Genomic DNA, 19017 nt, shown 5'->3' with positions numbered 1-19017 from the left:
TTGAAAGTGAGAGACCGTGACCGTTCAGACCGAAACCAGCGTCTACGATTCCTTGACCATCACCCCCCGAAGCTGCTGATCAGCTTTTCTTCGATGCCCGCAGCGCCAACTCGTTCAGCGACGAGCCGGTATCCGATGAAACCCTTGATGCGATCTACCAGACCATGAAAATGGGTCCGACGCTGATGAACAACCAGCCAATGCGAATCACCTGGATCAAGTCCGAGGATGCACGCAAGGCCATCGCAGGCACCATGGCTGGTACCAATGCGCAGAAGGCGCTGAGTGCACCGGCGCTCGCGGTTCTCTCATTCGACACCGAATGGCATGAGGAATTTGAAAGCTTCTTCCCACATGCGCCAGAACGCAAGGCGATGTTCGAGGATGTAGGCGTTCGCACCGCGATTGGCAACAACAATGGTTGGCTGCAGGCGGGCTACTTCATCATGGCAGTCCGCGCAGCAGGCTTGGCAGCGGGTCCAATGGGTGGTTTCGATGCGAAGGCAGTCGACGCAATCATCAACGCGGACAATACCCATAAGTCGTTCTTGATCGTGAACGTTGGCAAGCCAGGGGAGAACCCATGGTTCGACCGCCTGCCGCGCCACTCTGCGCAGCTGGCCACCCGCAGCATCTAACAGACTGAAGATCCGTACATAAACAGGGCACGGCTCCGGTTCATGAAGAACCGGAGCCGCGCCCTGTATGTAGTCCGGGCTCAGTTACGCCTGGTCGTTGTTCTCCGCGACAGCGTCCGAGCCGTTATCGAGAACATGGTCGGAGACCTTGGCCAGGGCTCGTTCCAAGGCGGTGCGCAGCACCACCGGAACGGTGATGTGTTCATCAATCACCACCAGCCCCTCGCGTTCGAAGCTGCGCAACAGCGATTCAACCTGAGGGATGACGACCTCTAGGCTTGCGATGAGATGATGCTGCTCTTCTGGCAGATCGTCGGTGCTAGGAACCTGGAGGGCGAACTCGGTGCGCGGGGCCGTAGACGAGGCAGCGTTGCTCAGTACGCCGGCGGTCATTTCGGCGATGGTTGCCTTCTCCGGAGTATCAAGCGTGTTGATCAGGACGTGCGAGAAGAGCACCTCGGCAATCAGCTCCTTGACCAGGCGGGCTCCCGGGCCAGTTGAGCTTTGCAGCGCTTCCGCCAGGGTTGCGGTGGGCGTGGCATTGGGCGCCTGGTAGGTGAGCATGGCGGTGCCGATCAGGGCATCCCAGTAGGCGGACAGGCGGGGGATTTCTGCGAGGCTGGAGACGACGGTTCCGTCTTCCGGTTCCCAGGAGGAGGAGTCGGAAGGGGTAGCGTTTTCATCGACGGTGACAAGCAGTCCGAGTGCCGAGGCTGCATCCTGCAGGGTCTGGCCCGTGAGTACACCGCTTGGGGAGGTCGGCTGTCCTTCGCCCACCCATGCCAGCAGTTCGCGTGCCGCAAAGACGAATGGCATCGATTCGAGCGCGGCGTTGGCATCCTCGTCTTCCATGAAGGGAGCGACGATTGGTGAATCGCCGGCCATGCGGGAGAGGAACTCGAAGGTCTGCCGGAAATCGTCGACGCTGCCTCCGAAGTTGGCGGTGGTGCCCAGGAATGTCAGGTAGTGCTTGAGGATCGAGGCGCTGGCAACGGCGACTTCTTCGCCCAGCGAAGAGAGGTGTCCTAGCTGCTCACCCAGTGCCTTGGCATCCAAGGTAGTAACGTCAACCAGGTTGCGGCGCTGTGCGTGGACCGTCAAGAGCGTGGTTAGACCTTCAATGGCGGCGCGCGTTTCGCTGGCGGGGTGCCCCTCTTCCTGGAAATGGCGGAACAGCGACGACTTGAACGGTTGCAGTGCCTGGCGGACCTCGGTCTCAAACGGCACCGAGCTGGCACCTTCGCGTCGTGCTGGATGGCCTTGTGGCTGCTTCTTTTTTGCTGGTTTGCGAGATGCCATAGCGTTTGCGCAGGTTCCTTAGGTAGGCAGGGATTTCTTTCCTTCCAGTTTACGCAGTGCCGTGCTGATCTCCTTTTTGTTATTCGCCTCCGGTTTCAAGGTCTGCGTCGTTGCATCTACGGGTTGGGGCCGGTGAAGCGATTGATGCGTGGGCAGAACAGGGAATTTACGTACGAACGGTTTGTCGGAGCGAAATTGAGGGCAAAGTAAAACCTCCTACCGTGCACTTGATCCGCTGATGACACACAGATATTTGGTATACACCGAAATAGCTACGCATATTTTTAATATTTTCCGCAAAAAATACAGATCACATAATAATGTGCTCTCGATCACCGTCGATTCATCAGAGCCCGTTGATTTTCCCGTGTACAGAGACGAAAGTGATCTGTGAAGGCCCTGTGTGGAAGGGCCGCGAGTCTTAGGAGTGTGGGTCATGGCCGCAGCTGTCCCTGATCATGTAGTCATCGTCGGAGCCGGATTTGTCGGTCTGTCGACCGCTTGGTACCTGCAAGAGGCGGGAGTCAAGGTGACTGTCGTCGACCGCGGAGGCGTGGCCTCGGGTTCTTCGTGGGGCAATGCTGGTTGGCTGACACCGGCGTTGACCCTGCCAATTGCAGAGCCGTCGATTTTCTCGCAGGGTCTGAAGATGATGCTTGATCCGGCCTCGCCGCTGTACATCCCGCTGAAGGCCGACGCCAAGCTGCTGCGATTCCTGCTCGGCTTCACCTGGCACTCCACCCCGAAGAAGTGGGAAGAAGCAATGCGCATCTTCTCAGAGGTGGGCCACACAGGTCTGGACGCCTTCGATGAGATTGCCGAAGATACCGCTGCGGGTCCCGGCGCCAAGGAAAAGACCAAGCCTGCAGACCCATTCCTTACCGGCTTCATCTCTATGAAGGACCGCGACGCACTGCTGCACGAGTTCGAGATGATTCACAAGACCGGAGGCCACGTAGATTTCGATCTGCTCAGCGGCGACCAGCTGCGCGGCATTGAGCCGACCCTGTCCGACAATGTCGTTGCCGGCGTTGCTATCAAGGGTCAGCGCTACATTAATCCTCCAAAGTTCATGGAATCGCTGGCCGAGTCGGTGGTGGCACGCGGCGGAGACATTATCGGCACCTTCAACGTCACCGACGTGCGTGACAACGGCTCTTCGGTGACAGTCATCGGATCCGAGGGCCGCGCTATCACCGCCGACCACGTGGTGCTCGCCACCGGTGCGTGGATGACCGATATGGCCAGCAAATTCGGCGTGAAGGTTGTCGTCCAGGCGGGTCGCGGCTACTCCTTCACCGTCGAGCCCGAGGATATGCCGACCCACCCGATCTACTTCCCGACTCAGCGCGTTGCCTGCACCCCTTTGGGCGACCGTTTCCGCATTGCCGGCACCATGGAGTTCCGCGACGTCAACCACAAGCTGGAGCCAAAGCGCATCGAGGCCATCGTTGCAGCTGCTTCACCTGTGTACAAGGGCATCAATTGGGAAAACCGCAAGGAAGAATGGGTCGGTGGACGTCCCTGCACGGCCGATGGCCTGCCGCTGGTGGGTCAGACAGCTTCCTCCCGCGTCTCGGTGGGCGGTGGCCATGGAATGTGGGGCGTAGCGCTCGGCCCGCTCACCGGCAAGATCCTTGCCGCGCAGATCACCGGCCAATCGGTGCCGGCCATCGCCCGCCACTTCAACCCGCTGCGCAAGGGTTTCTAGCCCGTTCTGGTCCACACCCGGAACGTGAATAAAGCGAACCAGCGCGAACCCACACAATGTTGGGATCGCGCTGGTTTGTGCTCTTTTGCGGCGCGCTTTCAGCGGTGGCGGATGGAGTCGCCAGCCAGTACGGAACGGTAGCCTTCGCGGAATCCCGGGAACTGCAATTCGAAACCGGTGGCCAGCAGCTTGTCGTTGCGGATGCGGCGGTTTGCCGCTCGCCTCACCGTTTGTTCGGTCGCCTGAGGAGGAATAGGCAGGCGCAGCTGTTCGGCTAAGAACGTGTAGATTTCATCGATCTGGGCTGGTTCATCGTCGGTAACCATGTAAACATCCTCGGAGGCATTACCCAACGTAGCCACGTGCACGATCGCTTGGGCCAGATCGTCGCGGTGAATGCGGTTGGTCCAGTGGGAATCCAGCGGCATCCGTGCGCTGCCATCGCGTACTTGATCGATCAGGTGGTTGCGCCCAGGCCCGTAGATTCCTGATGCGCGCAGAACCGTCACCGGCAGGCCGGAATCCAGAAACACCCGCTCCGTGGCTGCCAGAACCTCGGAAGTGGCCCTATTGGGTGCCACTTCGGTGCCTTCGTCGATCCATTCGCCGTCGCCGCCGCCAGATACTGCAGAAGAAGAAACATAAATGATGCGCTTGAGAGTTGGTGCCTGGACAGATAGCCGCTGCACCAGCTCTTGAGCGACCTCCAGATAACTGCGGGTATAGGCCTCGTATGTACGGGCGGCAGGAACCGGGGTGAAGACCACAAATTCGGTGGATTCATCGATGACTGGCCACGCCGAAGGATTCAAAAGATCTACGTCTTGACCCTTGAATTCTGCAGGGAGTTTGCTGCTGTTGCGGCGCCAGCCCTCCACTTCATAGCCCTGTCTGACGAAGCGAAGACCAGATTCGATAGCAACATCCCCGGCGCTGACCAGTAGTACTTGCACGTGACTCCTTGGCTGGAAACTGTAGGTGTTTCTTCTAGATTAGTTCTAAGGCCCTGTTCCAAGCTGACCTAGGCTTCATATGTGTCATCGTGGCCTGGTTGCCAAGGATTTTAACTTCTGGTTGAAGGTTCTGGGCCCAGACTCTTGCAATCATCTTGTTCTTCTTAATAAACAGCCATGGAGATGGGCTGCGCAATTCGGGAATCAGACCAACAAGCAATAAATGATTGCCAGGGGCAATCCACGGAGCTGACTGGACATACCTGTGCATGTTGATTTATGCCATGGATGGGTTGGGAAATCTGCCCGGTACGTCAGGATTCATTGCGGATTCAGCGAGATGGATCGACAGCATCTCGGGGTTGGGTACATTTCTGGTCGGATTGAGGCACAAGAGTAACGCCCCAAAGCCGAGTTAGGAGTGTCCGACTGTAATCTCGAAGTGAATGCTATTCAAAGAGAGAAAGCAAAAGTAGACCTAAACGCGCTCAAGGGTTTCATGTTTCCCTTTTGGGATGACAATGCCTATTTTGTCGCCTGGCTTGACGGTACCGCCGTGGTGGATGATACCCATGATTCCTGCCCGGCGAACTAGTTCACCTGACTCGTCATAGCCAACGAGGTGTTTGAGTAGCCCATGTTGGAAGCTGTCTATTTGGGAGCAAGGGTTGCGCAGCCCGGTTACTTCAACGACGGATTCTGGCCCCAATTCTAGAAGGGTTCCCTTCGGCAGCCCAAGGAGATCGATTCCTGTGGTTGTCACGTTCTCGCCCAGCTCTCCAGGTTTTACTGAGTAGCCTTTCTGAGTCAGCCAATCGAACAGCTCCTGGTGAATCAGGTGAATCTGACGCAGATTGGGCTGGCTGGGATCTGCCTTGACCCTAGAACGGTGTTGAACCGTAGTTCCTGCGTGAGCATCGCCGGCCACGCCGAGACCCTCAAGTAGCTTGATCTCGCTGACAGTTTCTTTGCTGAAACGGTGCTTAGAATCTAGGTGGACGGCCAGTACCTTTGCAGTGCTGTTCATACGGACACTATAAGCGATTCTTTGCCGCCGGTTTTTGGGGGATTTTTCGCAGTGCTCCATCCTCCCTCTGGATAGATGTTGCATCACGTTGGGCAACGAAATAGATGTGACTGACATTCTGGCCCTCCGAGGGTGCTGCACCACGGTGGGCAAAGCTTTCACTGAAGGGAAACGAACCTCGAAGCGATGAGGAGGAAGAGTAATCTGAATGACAGATAATTATCAGGTCAATGACAGGTCAATGCTGCTGAGCGAGCTAGCCCAAGAGGTTGCCACCTTGGATGTGCCGAGGCCGTTGGTAGCAATTGATGGTGTGGACGGAAGTGGCAAATCAACGTTTGCACGGGAGCTGTCCGAGCACTTCGAAGGCAAGCCGGTCATCCTGATTCATGTTGATGACTTTCTGAACTTAACCGCGGTTCGACATCGAAAAGGACGAAATTCGCCAGAAGGGTTCTGGCTCGACACCTATGACTATGAAGCGCTTAATCGACTAGTGCTTATGCCCCTTTCGCGCGGTGGCAACGGAACACACTGGCCGGTCGCCACGGAGCACAAAATGAATCTTCGAGTTGAGGTGCCCGCGAGGCAGGCCCCAGACCGCTGCATAGTGCTCATCGAGGGAATGTTCCTGCATAGGGAGGAGCTGAGGCAAAAATGGGATTACTCGATTTTCTTGGATGTGCCATTTGAGGAAACAGCACGCCGCATGTCGCTCCGGGATGGAAGCAACCCCGATCCGGAACACCCGTCGATGCATCGATACGTCGGAGGTCAGCGCCTATACTTCGAAGCGTCAACACCTTGGCTCCATGCGACCCGTGTTATCGACAATTCTGATCCCGAGTCTCCTGGCTTGATTTCGCCGGACGATGCGAGTGCGGCTTCGAGCTGAAAAGCTGTACAATTTCAAATATTCGAAACTTTCTACGAATAATGTGATCGCAGAATGAGGTGAGACCCTGTGAGTAATGCAGAGCCTTTTGTGCCGGCGGCCTCCAGCGCCGGTCCCGTACAGGCTGTCTCAGCCATGGGTTTTCCCTCGCCGGCCCGCGACTACTTTGATGGCGGGCTGGATCTAAATCAACTGCTGGTCAAGGACAGAGTCTCGACATTCATCATGAGGGTCGGTGGGCACTCCATGCAGTCAGCAGGCATCTACGACGGAGACGAGATCATCGTCGATCGTTCATTGCCTGTGCGCCACAACAGTGTGGTGGTGCTGAGTCTCAACGGGCAAATGCTCATCCGTCGCTGGCAAGTCAGCGGGGCAAAAACTGGGCTGCTCTGCGATGAGTCGCCCATCCCGGTTACCATGACCGAAGGCGATGAAGTAAGCGTCTTCGGAGTTGTCACGAGGTGCCTGCACCATGTCCACTGACCATGTTGCGCTGGTAGACGTTAACAATTTTTATGTCTCATGTGAACGCGTATTTGATCAGCGACTGGTCAACAGGCCGGTGGTTGTCCTCTCCAACAACGACGGCTGTGTAGTAGCCCGTTCCCAAGAAGCCAAGGACCTAGGCATCAGCACCGGTGAGCCTTTCTTCAAGGTGCAGCGCTATGTGCAGAGCCACAATCTGGCGGTGCGATCAAGCAACTATGAACTCTACGGCGACATGTCGGCCCGTGTCATGGAGCTGCTGGGGAGATTTGGAACCTGGCACGAGGTGTATTCGATCGATGAATCATTCGTGGGGCTTGAAGGCAGCTTGGAACAGGTGCGTGCCACAGCGGCGCAGATTCGAGCCGCGATCGATAAGAGCATTGGAGTTCCGGTGTGCGTCGGGGTCTCGAGCACCAAAACCTTGGCGAAGTTTGCGAATCATATTGCAAAACGCAACGTGAACCTTGGCGGGGTCTGCGTGAGCGAACTGATGGATCGGGAAGTCTTGGACAAGATCATGTCGCTGGTTCCAGCCACAGATGTTTGGGGCGTGGGGCGAAAAACCGGGGCCAAACTTGCCGGGATGGGCATCGAATCCATCGCAGACCTCAAGGCGTCTGATCCTCTGGCGATCCGCAAGAAATTCTCTGTTGTCCTGCAGCGCACGGTTTTCGAACTTAACGGTCAGCGCTGTATTGGGCCGGTAGAAGAGCGCTCGGATAAAGGGCAGGTCATGTTTACCCGGTCATTTTCCACGCCGGTGCGCACACGCGAAGCGATGGAAGAAGTCATGTCCATCTATGCGCAAAAAGCCGCCAGCCGCTTGGCTCGGGAAGACCGCTATGCAAGCTTGTTGACCGTCACCGCAGGAACTAGCCGATTCGCCAGGGGAGAAGCGTCGTTCCCCACGACCCAAGTCAGGCTTGAACGGCCCACCCGCGACCCAATATTGCTCACCCGCATTGCGATAGCCGCGATGAACGAACTGATGCAGCCTGGCATTGACTACGTCCGAGGCGGCGTGATCCTTTCTGGGCTTAGCGACAACCCCGGGGAACAGCAGTTGGATATTTTTGGTGAAGCGGCAGATCCGGGAGAACAGGAAAGCGCCAACGTTTCGCAGGTGGTCCAGAACATCTCGGCGAAATTCGGCGCGCAGGCTATTGGGCTGGGGCGCGCCGGAATTGCGCAGGCTCCGGACTGGTCGATGAAACGCGAACACATTTCGCAACGCTTCACCACCCACTGGGACGAATTGCCAGTTGTTAAAGCTTGATGTCCACTTCATCCGAGTATTGCAGGTTCCTTGACCCTTAAGCCACCGAATCCTAGACTGTGGCTGAAGCCACCGCGACGTCAGGGGTGATTTTCGTTTGCCCCGCGCGATGGAACATCTACGGATTAGGATGTGTGGCAATGCGAGCAGTCGTCTTCGAACAATGGAAGACCTTCCCAACCATCAAGGACGTCCCCAAACCAACGCCTGGTCCAGGCGAGGTTGTACTGAAAGTTGCCGGGGCCGGAGCCTGCCATTCAGACGTTGCCGTGTACAGCGAATATTCGCCGGAGATGGGTGCAACGAGTGAACTGCTCAAGCCAAGCTACATCCTCGGTCATGAAAACTCCGGCTGGGTTGAAGAAGTGGGCGAAGGAGTATCGGGAGTCAACCCCGGCGAGGCATACTTGGTGTACGGCCCCATCGGCTGCGGTCGCTGCAAGGCCTGCTCTCGAGGTCAGGACACCTATTGTGAGCACCCAGAACAGGTGGGATACCTCGCCTCCGGCCTAGGCCGCGATGGTGGAATGGCCGAGTACATCAAGGTCCCCGCACGAAATCTGGTCCCCCTAGGAGATGCAGATCCGGTTCCGGCCGCGCCGCTGTCCGACGCGGGATTGACCCCCTACCATGCCATCAAGAACTCCTTCGATAAGTTGGCGGGCGGCGGCAAAACGGCGTTGGTGATTGGACTTGGTGGGCTAGGTCAAGTCGCGGTGCAGATCCTGCTGGCAATCACCGGCGCCAAGGTCATCGCTACAGACATGAAGCAAGAGGCCATGGAACTTGCAGCATCCCGCGGTGCTGTCACCGTGCCCGGCGGTGAAAACCAGGTGGCGCAGATTCGAGAACTGACCGGAGGCCGAGGCGTCGACGCGGTCTTCGACTTCGTCGGGGTGTCGCCAACAATTCAACTCGGGATGGAGACCGTAGCTTCCCGTGGCCGCATGACGGTAGTGGGCATCGCTGGCGGCCCGTACACCTGGTCGTTCTATACGGCGCCGTACGAAGCTGAACTGGTCAACACCTATTGGGGCACCATCGAGGAACTGCATGAGGTTGTTGCGCTCTATCGCGACGGGAAGATCACCCCAGACGTGGAACTCTACACAATGGACAATGCGTTGGAAGCCTACCGCAAACTTCAGGCGGGTGAACTCTCTGCCCGAGCTGTAGTCGTGCCCCATATGGCATAGCAGCGACTATCTTTGCCGCCCTAGTTCCAGCCGAATGAACAGCCTGCCCGTTTACTGGGCAGGCTGTCTTCGGTGGTTCCTAGTCGTCGTCGCTGCGATGTCCGACCTTCGCGACGCAGCAGATGAACCTGATGACTGGCTGGGTATCAACCGGCTGATGAGGCAAAAGTCCAAGATTGTTCGCAGAAAGCAGTGAAAGAATGGGCGGCATGACAACTCGTAAGCGTCAGGTTGCCTGTTGGGGAGTGCTCGCCGCGTTGCTGATGACCGGCTGCAGCGCCGGAGCGCCAAAGGCAAACACCACTGCCGGACCATCTTCACCCGCTGCCAGCACTCCAACGTCCAACCAACCACCCACCGCTTCGAGTACCGGACCTAGCTCGAGCGGCGAATCAGGTACAGGCAGCCCCGTACCGAGCACCACTCATGGTACCGAGGCGCCGAAAACGCTTGAGGAGCAGGCCCGGCAGCTTGCCGACCAAATGAGCACCGGAGAACTGGCGGCAAGTTTGGTCATGGCCGGCGTACCAGCCACAGGCGCTTCTAAAGGCGAAATTGCGCAACTGCAGGAACAGGGAATTTCAAATGTGTTCCTCCGCGGGCGTTCGCAGCTTTCGGTTTCCCAAACTGCCGCGCAGGTCAAGAAAATTACCGGTGCCCTTGCCGAAAATATGCCGCAGGATTTGCCCGTATGGGTCGCCACAGATCAAGAGGGCGGCTTTGTTCGGGTGCTGCAGGGACCCGGTTTCTCTGAGCTTCCTACAGCCACAAAGCAGGGACAATGGTCCCAGTCCACCTTGAAGTCCCGACTCTCGGGAGTCGGAGCAGAACTGGTGAAAGCCGGGGTCAACGTGAATCTTGCTCCGGTGGCAGACGTCGTGCCGGAGAGTATCGGCACGAAGAACGACCCCATTGGCTACTTCGGACGTCAATATGGGGACAACGCTCAAGACGTAGCGAGCTCGGTGCTGACGGTCAACGAAACCTTTGCCGAATCAGGGGTGCAGCCGGTGGTTAAGCACTTCCCGGGGTTGGGAAAGGTGACTGCCAATACCGATACGTCCAGTTCGGTCGAGGACACCACCACAGGGACCGACAGCCCGGATCTGGAACCATTTGAAAAGTCGATCGCCCAGGATCTCGCCTGGGTCATGATCTCAAATGCCCTCTACACCAAGATTGATTCGAAGAATGATGCCCCGTTTTCTTCGAAGGTCATTACCGGGCTGCTGCGCGAGCAGCTGGGGTACAAACGCTTGATTATCTCCGACGACCTGTGCGAAGCCAAGCAGGTGGCGGATGTACAGGTCGGGCAGCGTGCGGTGAAATTCGTCGAAGCAGGTGGCACCATGCCGTTGTGCGTCTCCGCGGCCGATTCGGTAGTGATGGCAAAAGCACTGGAGAAGCAGGCAAAGTCAGATCAGGAATTCGCGGCGAAGGTCAACGATGCGGCGGTCCTGGTGCTTGAAGAGAAATTGCGCCAGCAGTAATTCCAGCGAAATCGCTGCAAGGCAAATAAAGGCCCGGGTTGCTTTCTCACTCGCTAGAAAGCAGCCCGGGCCTAGTCTGTCGCCTGACTTGGGGTTTTCAACCCAAATCTTTAGCGGATGTCGACCACCTGTGCGCGGTCGCCGGAACCGTTGTGCAGGTGCAGCAGCAGTGCCTTGGCATCCTTGGAGGTGTCGGCTACCGATACCGGAAGGTTGGTGCCCTTCAGGTCGGTGAAGACCGAGCCTTCTGCACCGAAATCAACCTGAGGCTCGGCGACGTTGAAGTTGATCCAGTCGGTCTGGTCAACAGGAATCATCGAACCTGCTTCATCGGTGTTGTACCAGGAGTAGCCGAGGACGCGGTAGGAGATGTTGGAAGCATCTTCACCCAGGTCCAGGGACGCCAGCGAAACCGGCAGGATTGCGGTGTTGGTGTCGTAGGTGTTGGTGTCAACATCGCCCATCACGCCGTTCAGTGGCTGAAGGTCGACCTGTTTGCCGGTCTTCAGATCGTAGGTGGCGACCAGGTCCAGATCGATGTCGTCCAAGATGGTGGTGAAGCTGACGTAGTCAGCCTTGCCGTCCTGGTCAACGTCGTATTCAACGTCCAGCTCGGTTGCTCCTGCAAGGTGGGCCCAGTTGTCCCAGGTCGAGATGCCGACGTTCAGAACTCCGTCAGCCACTCCCGTCTTTGGTGCGGTGCTCGATGCACCCACGTGCTGGAGGTCCACCGCGCGGGCGCCTGGAATGGCGTCGATTTCGGCACCGCCGCGATCGCTGTTGGCACCCAGCTCGAAGGCTCCGAGCAGGGAAACTACCTGCGATGCGTCGTCGCCGGCGACGATGTCCTTGCCCTTAAGCTGCAGCTTGGTGGTGTTTGCACCCTTCTTCAGCTTGTCGGCCTTGGCTGACATATCGCTGGTCAGCTTTGGCGCCGCCTGAACGGGAACGCGCAGGGTTGGTGCGGTGCTGCTGGTCAGCTCGACGCGGCCGGTGGCATCAGCCAGCCAGGCACGGCTCAGACCCGACTGGGTTGCTTCCATGGTTGGATCCATTGTCTTGGCCCACTTCTTAGGGTCTACCTTGAGGGTTACCTTGACCTGAGCGGTCTTGCCGGCAGGTACGGTGACCGAGCTGCGGTCAAGCGTGTAAGTAGCACCAGGGATCTGCGTGGCGGGCACGTAGTTCACCTTGTAGGTCTGCGACTTGTTGCTGGTGTTCTTCACGGTGATCGAGCGGGTGGCCTTGTACTGGGCCTTGCCGTCGAGTTCGACCACGCCGAAGACCACGCTGGTCAAGTCCTCGGCCTTGGAATCATAGGCGTAGGCAGGGGTTGAGATTGCCTTGTCTGCCATGACGCGGCCTGCGCCGACGCGGGTTGGGCCGTAGGCGTCGCCGTCGGCATCCTTGATGTCGGTTGCTGCGGTGTTCATGACGATGCTCTTGGCCTGGGCCGGAGTCATGTCATCGTTGCCTTCGAGAACCAAGGCGGAGATGCCTGCAACCAGCGGGGTTGCCATCGAGGTGCCGGACATGACGGCAACACCGTTGCCGGTGCCTACGCCTACCGAACCGATCTGGGTGCCCGGGGCCGCGACATCGGGCTTGACGATGCCGTTCGAACCGTGCACGCCGCGCGAAGACGAAGGATTCAGGGTGTCCAGGGAATCGGATGGGGTGGAAGCCGCACCGACGAAGTCTGGGGACAGGGTGACCTTCAGGGTGCCTGCCTCGGCAGCCGGACGCAGCTTCTTCGAATTGTCCAGGGTGAACTGTGCGCCCGGGATGGTGGTATTGCCGGCGATGCCTGCATCAAAGATGTTTGCCTCGGAGTCCAGCAGGACGCCGGTGGCACCGGCTGCTTCAGCGTTGTTGAAGCGGGCGGCGGAACCGCAGGGGAACTCGCCGTTCTCGCTCCACGTCAGCCAGACCCATTTGCCGTCCAGGGAACCTGGCTCGAATGGTTCGCAGCCGAACTTGTTGTCGGCCGGGGCCATGACTGCCTCGCCGCTGAGCTTGGCGGGATCAGCATTGGTGTAGTTGAAGTTTGCAGAGTACTGGCCGGCGGCCGTGCCTGCAACGTCATCCGGTGCATCCACCTGAATCTTGTCCACGGTGACCGAGGAACCGACGGAGTTGGCTACGGTCAACGACGAACGCGAGTTGCCGGGGGATCCTCCGACATCGGTGACGTCCGATGCGTTGCCCGAGGCAACCACCGAGAGGATGCCTGCGGCCGACAGCGAGTCGACGATGTCATTTTCGGGATCTTCTACGGGGGAGTGGTCCGAACCCAGGGACATGTTCACCACGTCGGCGCGGTCGGAGAAGTCGCCGTCGTTGTTTGGATCAAGCACGTAGTCCAGGGCCTGGCCAACCACCGAGGAAGAGCCGCTGCAGCCAAAGACGCGGATGCCGATCAGCTGTGCGTTCGGCGCGGAGCCCGGCCCGACCTTCATAGAGCGGACGTCATCCGCTGAGAGTTCGGAGTAGTCGCCCTCAAAGGTGGAGCCGTCGGCGTTGACGCCGTAACCGGCTGCGGTGCCTGCAACGTGCGAGCCGTGGCCTGCGAATTCGCAGTCAAGCGGGTTTGGATCCGGCTTGGGAATCGGCTGGTAGGTGTCTGACTTTGAATCGGCGTTGTAGTCGTCGCCGACCAGGTCCCAGCCGCCGATGAACTTGTCCGGGTCGATCAACCCGGAATCGGCCGATGGAAGCTCGTTGGAAGCCTGAGCCTCCTTGTAGGCTTCGAGGGTGCCCGGGCCGCCGAAACTGGCGTGGGTGTAGTCGATGCCGGTGTCCAGCACCGCGATCTTCACTCCTTCGCCGGTCTTCTTCTGGGCGGTCCAGGACTCCAGGGCGCCGGTGTCGATGACCGAACCACGGTTGGATGGCGACTTGGGAACGATGGCGCTGATCTTGGCCACGTCGCCGCGTTCAGCCAACGCGCGCAGGTCGTCGGCATCGCCGGTGAGCGCCACGCCGCGCATGGAGTTGGACGTCGTATAGATGACCTCGGAGTTCGTTTCGGAAGCAAGTTCCTTACTTGTCTTTTTGACGTCTGCGCGGATCTTCTTGACCTTTGCGGTGTCTTTCGACTTTCCGGACTTTTGGACCTCCTCGTAGGCCCCGTCGCCCTCTAGCTGGACAAAGACCGAGACTTCGCCTGAAGCCTTGGCCAGTGGGCCTGCGACCTTTCTGTTTGAAAGTGAGTCGCTGCTGGCGATGGGCAGGGATGCTGCCTCGTCGCCGTTTGCAGGTTGCGGGATACTTGCTGCACTTACCGGAATGCTGACGGTCACGGCCAAAGCCAAAGCAGTGGCAGATCCCAGCAACATACGCGGCAATTTCTCAGTGCGTCGTGTGACCATGTTTCTCCTAGCCGAGCTGGACAGCGGAAGTACACCCGTAAACGGGCGGCCGATACGACAAAGCGATGCGGGCGATGATGATCGATCCAGGGTCAGACGTCCGCTGAAGCGTCAAAGTCCCTAGTTTGGAATGATAGGTGACCTAGCTCATATATCAAGGGGTTATTGAATAGTGTCCGATTCCGCCATCTTTGCTAGATGGGGCGCTTTCAGAGTTGGTTCCTAGGAAATCCAAGCAAAAGTTGAGATTCCGGGAGTTTGCCAGCGTCGGCATTTTTAGATTTGTTCGACGGTTTGTTACTGGCTAGTTATCTACTTTGCGAAAGATGAAGGGCTGCCGGCAGGCACCGGCAGCCCCTGAATTAGACCCTGTTGATGAAGGCGTCGACGCGCTCATCGAGCATGATGATTCGCTCTGCAACAACCACCATTGGATCTGGGTTGATGGGGTCCTTTGGCGGGGCGATGCGCACGTTGGACGAGCATTCGAAATGCGAGCAGATCAGGGTGCCCAAGGTATTTCCGTCCCGCCCGGATTGTCCGGAGCGCCGTGTCGTGAACATGCCAACAGCACAGGGGATGGTTACATCCCTGCACATCTCGCACATGGCGGCGCTTCCCGGTTTGCGCCCGCCAGCGGTGGCGCGAAGCAGCAGTCCGCGGATCGTTCCCTCGGGGGAGGTGTGGATCATGTAACCACGCTGCGGCATCTTGGGGTCTCGCCAACCCAGGTATTCCAGTTTGTCCCAGTCGATGCTGGAGAAATTTTCCGGGAGGGTGAGCTTCTTGGCCTCTTGACGACTTGCGTTGATGAAGCTGGAGCGGATCATTTTTTCGGTTAATGGCTGCATGGTGTGTCCTTGAAGAATTCTTTTGCCGCGAAGAAAATCCGCGGTTCGGCACAGGAAGATGCGCCGAGGGGTTATGGCAAAGAAAAGTCCCCAAAAGTGGCGAGGGAGTGCAGGGCAACACCAATGACGGCCAGCCAACAGCAGTTGGCGCCGTGTTATTTAGTGAAGGCCCCGTTCGCCGCGGGGACGAACGGGCAGAGCATCAAAGTGGCTTGCATAGCCGACCGCCCTTTCCCGTGTCCAAGCACGCAACAAATTGAAAATCCTCAACTATTCTAACAACGCATTTCGTCCCAGCCCAAGTGATGATGCTTACCCCTGCTTTGACGAAAAGAACGCCGATGGATTCATCGGAGTCCATCGGCGTTCTGTGGTTTCAGGAAGGGCCTAGCGGCGACCGCCCTGCCAAAGGGCGTCAAACGGTGTCTTGCCCGAAACGCGGTTGCGGATGCCCTCGGTGACGAATGCCTTGGCGGTGCGAGCCGCCTGAAGAGGGGTGGCGCCCTTGGCGAGCTCGGCGGTGACGGCTGCTGCCAGCGAGCAGCCTGCTCCGGACACTGCTACTTCGCCCACCTTCTTCTCGCGCAGCACCTCAAGGGTGGTGCCGTCATAGAACACGTCGACAGCGTCTTCACCTGCGATGCGGACGCCTCCCTTGGCGAGAACTGCAGCCCCCGAGATTTCGTGAATCTTCTTGGCCGCTTCGATGAGGTCGGCTTCGGTGGCAATGCTCATGCCGGACAGCTGCTCGGCCTCGAAGTGGTTCGGGGTGACGAAGGTAGCTACCGGAAGCAGGTTGGCTTTCAAAGCCTCATCGGTATCCAGTGCGTGGCCCGGCTCCTGACCCTTGCAGATCAGCACCGGGTCAAGCAGCACGTTGTCCCATTGCTGGGACTTCAGGGCGGTGGCAACGGTGTTGATAGTTGCCGGTGATCCCATCATGCCCAGCTTGACGGTGCCCAGCTTGCCTTCATAGCAGGTCTGGATGGCTTCGAGCTGGTCGGCGATGACCTGCTGCTCTACCGGAACGAATCGGTGGTTCCACGAATCCTTGGGGTCGAAGGAAACGATGCAGGTTAATGCCACGATTCCGTAGGTTCCAAGTTCCTGGAAAGTCTTCAGGTCGGCCTGTGCGCCGGCGCCGCCGGTAGCTTCAGAACCTGCAATGGTCAGGGTGAAGGCTGGGCTGTTTGCGGTGTTTGTATTAGTCATAGTCCCAAATGAGGTAGTGCGTATTGAAGGTGCTTAGCCCTGTTGCCAGAAGCTCAAATCGGTGGCCTTGGACCAGCCTTCGGCGAGGTTTGCTGCGTTCTCACTGGTTGCCACCAACAATAGCCATGGTAGACCGTGTCCAAAGGCTGCGCCTGCAAAGTTCGCCAGTACTGCGCGACGGGCAACGTCTGGGTTGCTTGGTGCGTACAGGTCAGGGTCGGAAAGAAGACCGAAAGTTGAACCGTAGTGCATTCGTCCGCGGGCAACCGGACGGTCAAAATCGGTGACCTCGACGACGTCGTAATCGTCCATGGGCGCCTCAAACAGTGCCGAGGTGTCGGGAAGCTTGACGACCTGTTCAACGTCATCGGGCCTGCCTGCCAGCAATGCCATTTTCGCGGTTTCATCCCATCCAGCATTGCGCAGGGTAGCTGCTGTCTGCTCGTTGGGAGTGCCCAGCAGGATCAGGCGTTTCGCATCGTTGGGGGCAGTCCAGGAGGCATCCGGCCAATAGCTCAGAACCTCAACGTCTTCGCCGTCGTGATTGACGGAACGGATTTCTCCCGGCTTCGGGAAAGAAGCAATGCGGTCGCGGAGCAGGGCATAGGCCTCTGTCCATGCTGGCAGTGCACGTCTCGTACCGCTCATTTGTATTCGTACTCCTTCGAAGCGAGAAAAAGCCCAGTGACAACTTCGACTTTACGCCTAAAAGTGTGTTGCTTCTGTAAGTCCGCTGACAACGAACTACATCACGTGGCCCTTGCCTAGCTCGCCCGTGAGAATTCTACGAGGCGCGGGCTGTTGCGGATTTGGCGGCGGTGGAGGCGGGCTCGTCGTGGACGTCGTTGCTGGAATCCAGAAGTGACAAGACGTCTTCAAAGAGGGAACGGACGACAGGAAGCCGGCAGAGTACGGCAAACTTGGCAACCACCGGGGCAGTATTTTTCATCAGCAACCTTGAACGACGTCGCCCCTTGGAATTGTCGTAGGCCCAGGCCGAGAATACCTGGCCTGATAAAAGCCAGAGGAAACGAGGCAAGTCTCGGCGAATACCCAGCGGCGGCAGAGGACGGGAGCCTGAGACGACCTTTTCCCAGAGGGAGAGTTCGATCTCCGAGATCTCCGCTGTGAGCGCCTCCCGGGACAGCAGGACTTTAAGGAAAGTCGGGCCGAAATCGTGGTAAGGCTCCATCACTTCCAAGGCGGCATTGTAGGCAACGCGGATGTTGCTCTCGAGGGTGTTGCCTTCATCCAGGTGCGCAATGCACCGTTGGAACTGCTCGGTACGTAGATTCAGCAGAAGCTGGGCGACAATCTCTTCCTTGGATTCGAAGTAGTAGTAGGCATGTGAAAGGGAGACTCCCGCACGCGCTGCGATGACGCGCATGCTTGAAGCTCGAAAACCCTCTGCGGCGAAGCATTCCAGCGCGGTTTGCAGGAGCTTGGCCTGTGTGGCCTGCCCCTTTTGAGTCCGTGGCTGGGTGTTCATTCGCTCCCTTGATTCTCTGCTGTTTCGTCCCAGTCTACTCAATAATTGAACGCGTTCAAAAAATACATTTTTCCATGCGGAAGTTCGGGAGGCGGGTCACGTTCGTCCTTGTTACCTCGATTTTCTTTTCCAAAGAACTCCAAGTGAAGTATCAAATTTTGACAAGTTCTCTTCCAAATTACTGGTTAGTATGAACCAGGTCACGGATGGGTTGGAACTGCTGCATGGGATACTTGAATCAGCAAGTGCTAATACAGCGAGACAGCAAGTTCACAGCCCCCGTGCTGAACACCTAGCGAAGTTCAACCGGGGCAGTGACAGTACAGGTCTTGGCGAACCACTTTGACAAGGAAAAATTTCATGGGCGATCTCAACGCCATACCCGAGGGATCCAAGGCCAATAAAGCGGTCTTTGCTTCAGCCGGATCACCGTATTTCTCTACCGTCCTTGCCTTGATGAGCGCGGTAGTCATCCTCTCCAACATCGGAGCTTCTAAAGGCGTTACCCTCGGGCCGCTGATTACCGACGGAGGATTCTTTCTCTTCCCCCTGGCCTACATCCTTGGAGATGTCATCTCCGAGGTCTACGGGCTCAAGGCAGCGCGCCGTTCAATCATCACCACGTTTGCACTGGCTTTCTTTGCCGTTGCGAGCTTCTGGATCATGATCCAACTCCCAGCCGCCGATTTTTATGATGGACAGGAAGCGCTCGAACGTACCCTTGGGCCCATCTGGCAGATCGTCATCGCTTCGGCGGCTGGATTTCTTGTGGGTCAGTTCGCGAATTCGTGGGTCCTGGTCAAGCTCAAAGAACGAACCGGTGAACGCGGTCTGATTACCCGATTAATCGGATCAAGCGGTGTTGGAGAATTCCTTGACACACTGATCTTCTGCGCCATTGCGGCACCAGTGATTGGTATTAGCGACAGTGCAAGCTTTATCAACTATGTTTTGGTCGGGTTTGTTTATAAGACGGCTGTGGAGATCATCTTCGTGCCCGTTACTTCGTTGGTCATCCGATGGTTCAAGAAACATGAACCTGACTACGCCAAGAATTTAGTCACCGCAAAATAGTCCAGAATCATCATTGGGGTCGATTCATCGCCGCGGCACCTCT

Annotated in this window: 15 protein-coding genes and 1 pseudogene; 8 read left to right on the top strand and 8 right to left on the bottom strand. The window is 57.7% G+C overall.

Going from position 1 to position 19017, the window contains the following annotated elements:
• Window positions 1-128 precede the first annotated feature (128 nt).
• Window positions 129-638: pseudogene (locus RUH64_RS12945) on the top strand (malonic semialdehyde reductase); the annotation flags it as partial.
• A gap of 84 nt (window positions 639-722) precedes the next feature.
• On the opposite strand, the gene RUH64_RS12940 reads toward RUH64_RS12945, so the two are convergent.
• Window positions 723-1937 carry a hypothetical protein gene (locus tag RUH64_RS12940; protein WP_313813915.1) on the bottom strand — a complete coding sequence of 405 codons (1215 nt, stop codon included), beginning with the start codon at window positions 1935-1937 and terminating at the stop codon, window positions 723-725.
• A gap of 436 nt (window positions 1938-2373) precedes the next feature.
• Between RUH64_RS12940 and RUH64_RS12935 the strand changes: the two genes are divergently transcribed.
• Window positions 2374-3648 (top strand): FAD-dependent oxidoreductase, encoded by a 1275-nt coding sequence (locus RUH64_RS12935; protein WP_313813913.1) that lies wholly within the window; start codon window positions 2374-2376, stop codon window positions 3646-3648.
• 98 nt (window positions 3649-3746) lie between these two features.
• Here RUH64_RS12935 and RUH64_RS12930 read toward each other — a convergent pair whose 3' ends face one another.
• Together RUH64_RS12930 and RUH64_RS12925 are read right to left on the bottom strand one after the other, a co-directional pair.
• On the bottom strand, window positions 3747-4601 hold the full coding sequence (locus tag RUH64_RS12930; protein WP_313813909.1) for an NAD-dependent epimerase/dehydratase family protein: 855 nt from the start codon (window positions 4599-4601) through the stop codon (window positions 3747-3749).
• 478 nt (window positions 4602-5079) lie between these two features.
• Window positions 5080-5628 carry an MOSC domain-containing protein gene (locus RUH64_RS12925; protein ID WP_313813906.1) on the bottom strand — a complete coding sequence of 183 codons (549 nt, stop codon included), beginning with the start codon at window positions 5626-5628 and terminating at the stop codon, window positions 5080-5082.
• A gap of 208 nt (window positions 5629-5836) precedes the next feature.
• Here RUH64_RS12925 and RUH64_RS12920 point away from each other — a divergent pair, with 208 nt between their 5' ends.
• The 5 genes from RUH64_RS12920 (at window position 5837) to RUH64_RS12900 (ending at window position 10977) form a co-directional block, all read left to right on the top strand.
• A complete protein-coding gene (locus tag RUH64_RS12920) occupies window positions 5837-6523 on the top strand; it encodes an AAA family ATPase (RefSeq protein ID WP_313813904.1) in 687 nt (228 codons plus the stop codon).
• Between the two features lie 69 nt (window positions 6524-6592).
• Window positions 6593-7009, top strand: coding sequence for a translesion error-prone DNA polymerase V autoproteolytic subunit (locus RUH64_RS12915; RefSeq protein ID WP_313813902.1), 417 nt, complete (start codon window positions 6593-6595; stop codon window positions 7007-7009).
• Entirely contained in the window at window positions 6999-8291 is a 1293-nt protein-coding gene (locus RUH64_RS12910) for a Y-family DNA polymerase (RefSeq protein WP_313813900.1), read from the top strand. Before RUH64_RS12915 ends, RUH64_RS12910 begins: the two co-directional genes overlap by 11 nt.
• Window positions 8292-8431: 140 nt before the next feature.
• On the top strand, window positions 8432-9487 hold the full coding sequence (locus RUH64_RS12905; protein ID WP_313813953.1) for an NAD(P)-dependent alcohol dehydrogenase: 1056 nt from the start codon (window positions 8432-8434) through the stop codon (window positions 9485-9487).
• 209 nt (window positions 9488-9696) lie between these two features.
• Entirely contained in the window at window positions 9697-10977 is a 1281-nt protein-coding gene (locus RUH64_RS12900) for a glycoside hydrolase family 3 N-terminal domain-containing protein (protein WP_313813898.1), read from the top strand.
• A 110-nt stretch (window positions 10978-11087) separates the two neighbouring features.
• On the opposite strand, the gene RUH64_RS12895 is transcribed toward RUH64_RS12900, so the two are convergent.
• The 5 genes from RUH64_RS12895 to RUH64_RS12875 all read right to left on the bottom strand — a co-directional run bounded on the left by RUH64_RS12895 (window position 11088) and on the right by RUH64_RS12875 (window position 17900).
• Window positions 11088-14315: a S8 family serine peptidase gene (locus tag RUH64_RS12895; protein WP_313813896.1), complete on the bottom strand. Its 3228-nt coding sequence runs from the start codon at window positions 14313-14315 to the stop codon at window positions 11088-11090.
• 395 nt (window positions 14316-14710) lie between these two features.
• Entirely contained in the window at window positions 14711-15199 is a 489-nt protein-coding gene (locus tag RUH64_RS12890) for an FBP domain-containing protein (RefSeq protein ID WP_313813895.1), read from the bottom strand.
• Window positions 15200-15586: 387 nt separating this feature from the next.
• On the bottom strand, window positions 15587-16411 hold the full coding sequence (locus RUH64_RS12885) for a hydroxymethylpyrimidine/phosphomethylpyrimidine kinase (RefSeq protein ID WP_313813894.1): 825 nt from the start codon (window positions 16409-16411) through the stop codon (window positions 15587-15589).
• Between the two features lie 33 nt (window positions 16412-16444).
• Window positions 16445-17059, bottom strand: a complete 615-nt coding sequence (locus RUH64_RS12880) for a hypothetical protein (RefSeq protein WP_313813893.1) — start codon at window positions 17057-17059, stop codon at window positions 16445-16447.
• Between the two features lie 136 nt (window positions 17060-17195).
• Entirely contained in the window at window positions 17196-17900 is a 705-nt protein-coding gene (locus RUH64_RS12875) for a TetR/AcrR family transcriptional regulator (protein WP_313813891.1), read from the bottom strand.
• Window positions 17901-18260: 360 nt separating this feature from the next.
• Between RUH64_RS12875 and RUH64_RS12870 the strand changes: the two genes are divergently transcribed.
• The gene (locus tag RUH64_RS12870; RefSeq protein WP_313813889.1) at window positions 18261-18974 is read left to right on the top strand and encodes a queuosine precursor transporter; all 714 of its coding nucleotides are present in this window, start codon (window positions 18261-18263) and stop codon (window positions 18972-18974) included.
• The last annotated feature ends 43 nt before the right edge of the window (window positions 18975-19017 follow it).

It is taken from the genome of Glutamicibacter sp., from assembly GCF_032154645.1.
Lineage (GTDB): Bacteria > Actinomycetota > Actinomycetes > Actinomycetales > Micrococcaceae > Glutamicibacter.
This window is presented reverse-complemented; position numbering and strand designations above follow the sequence as displayed.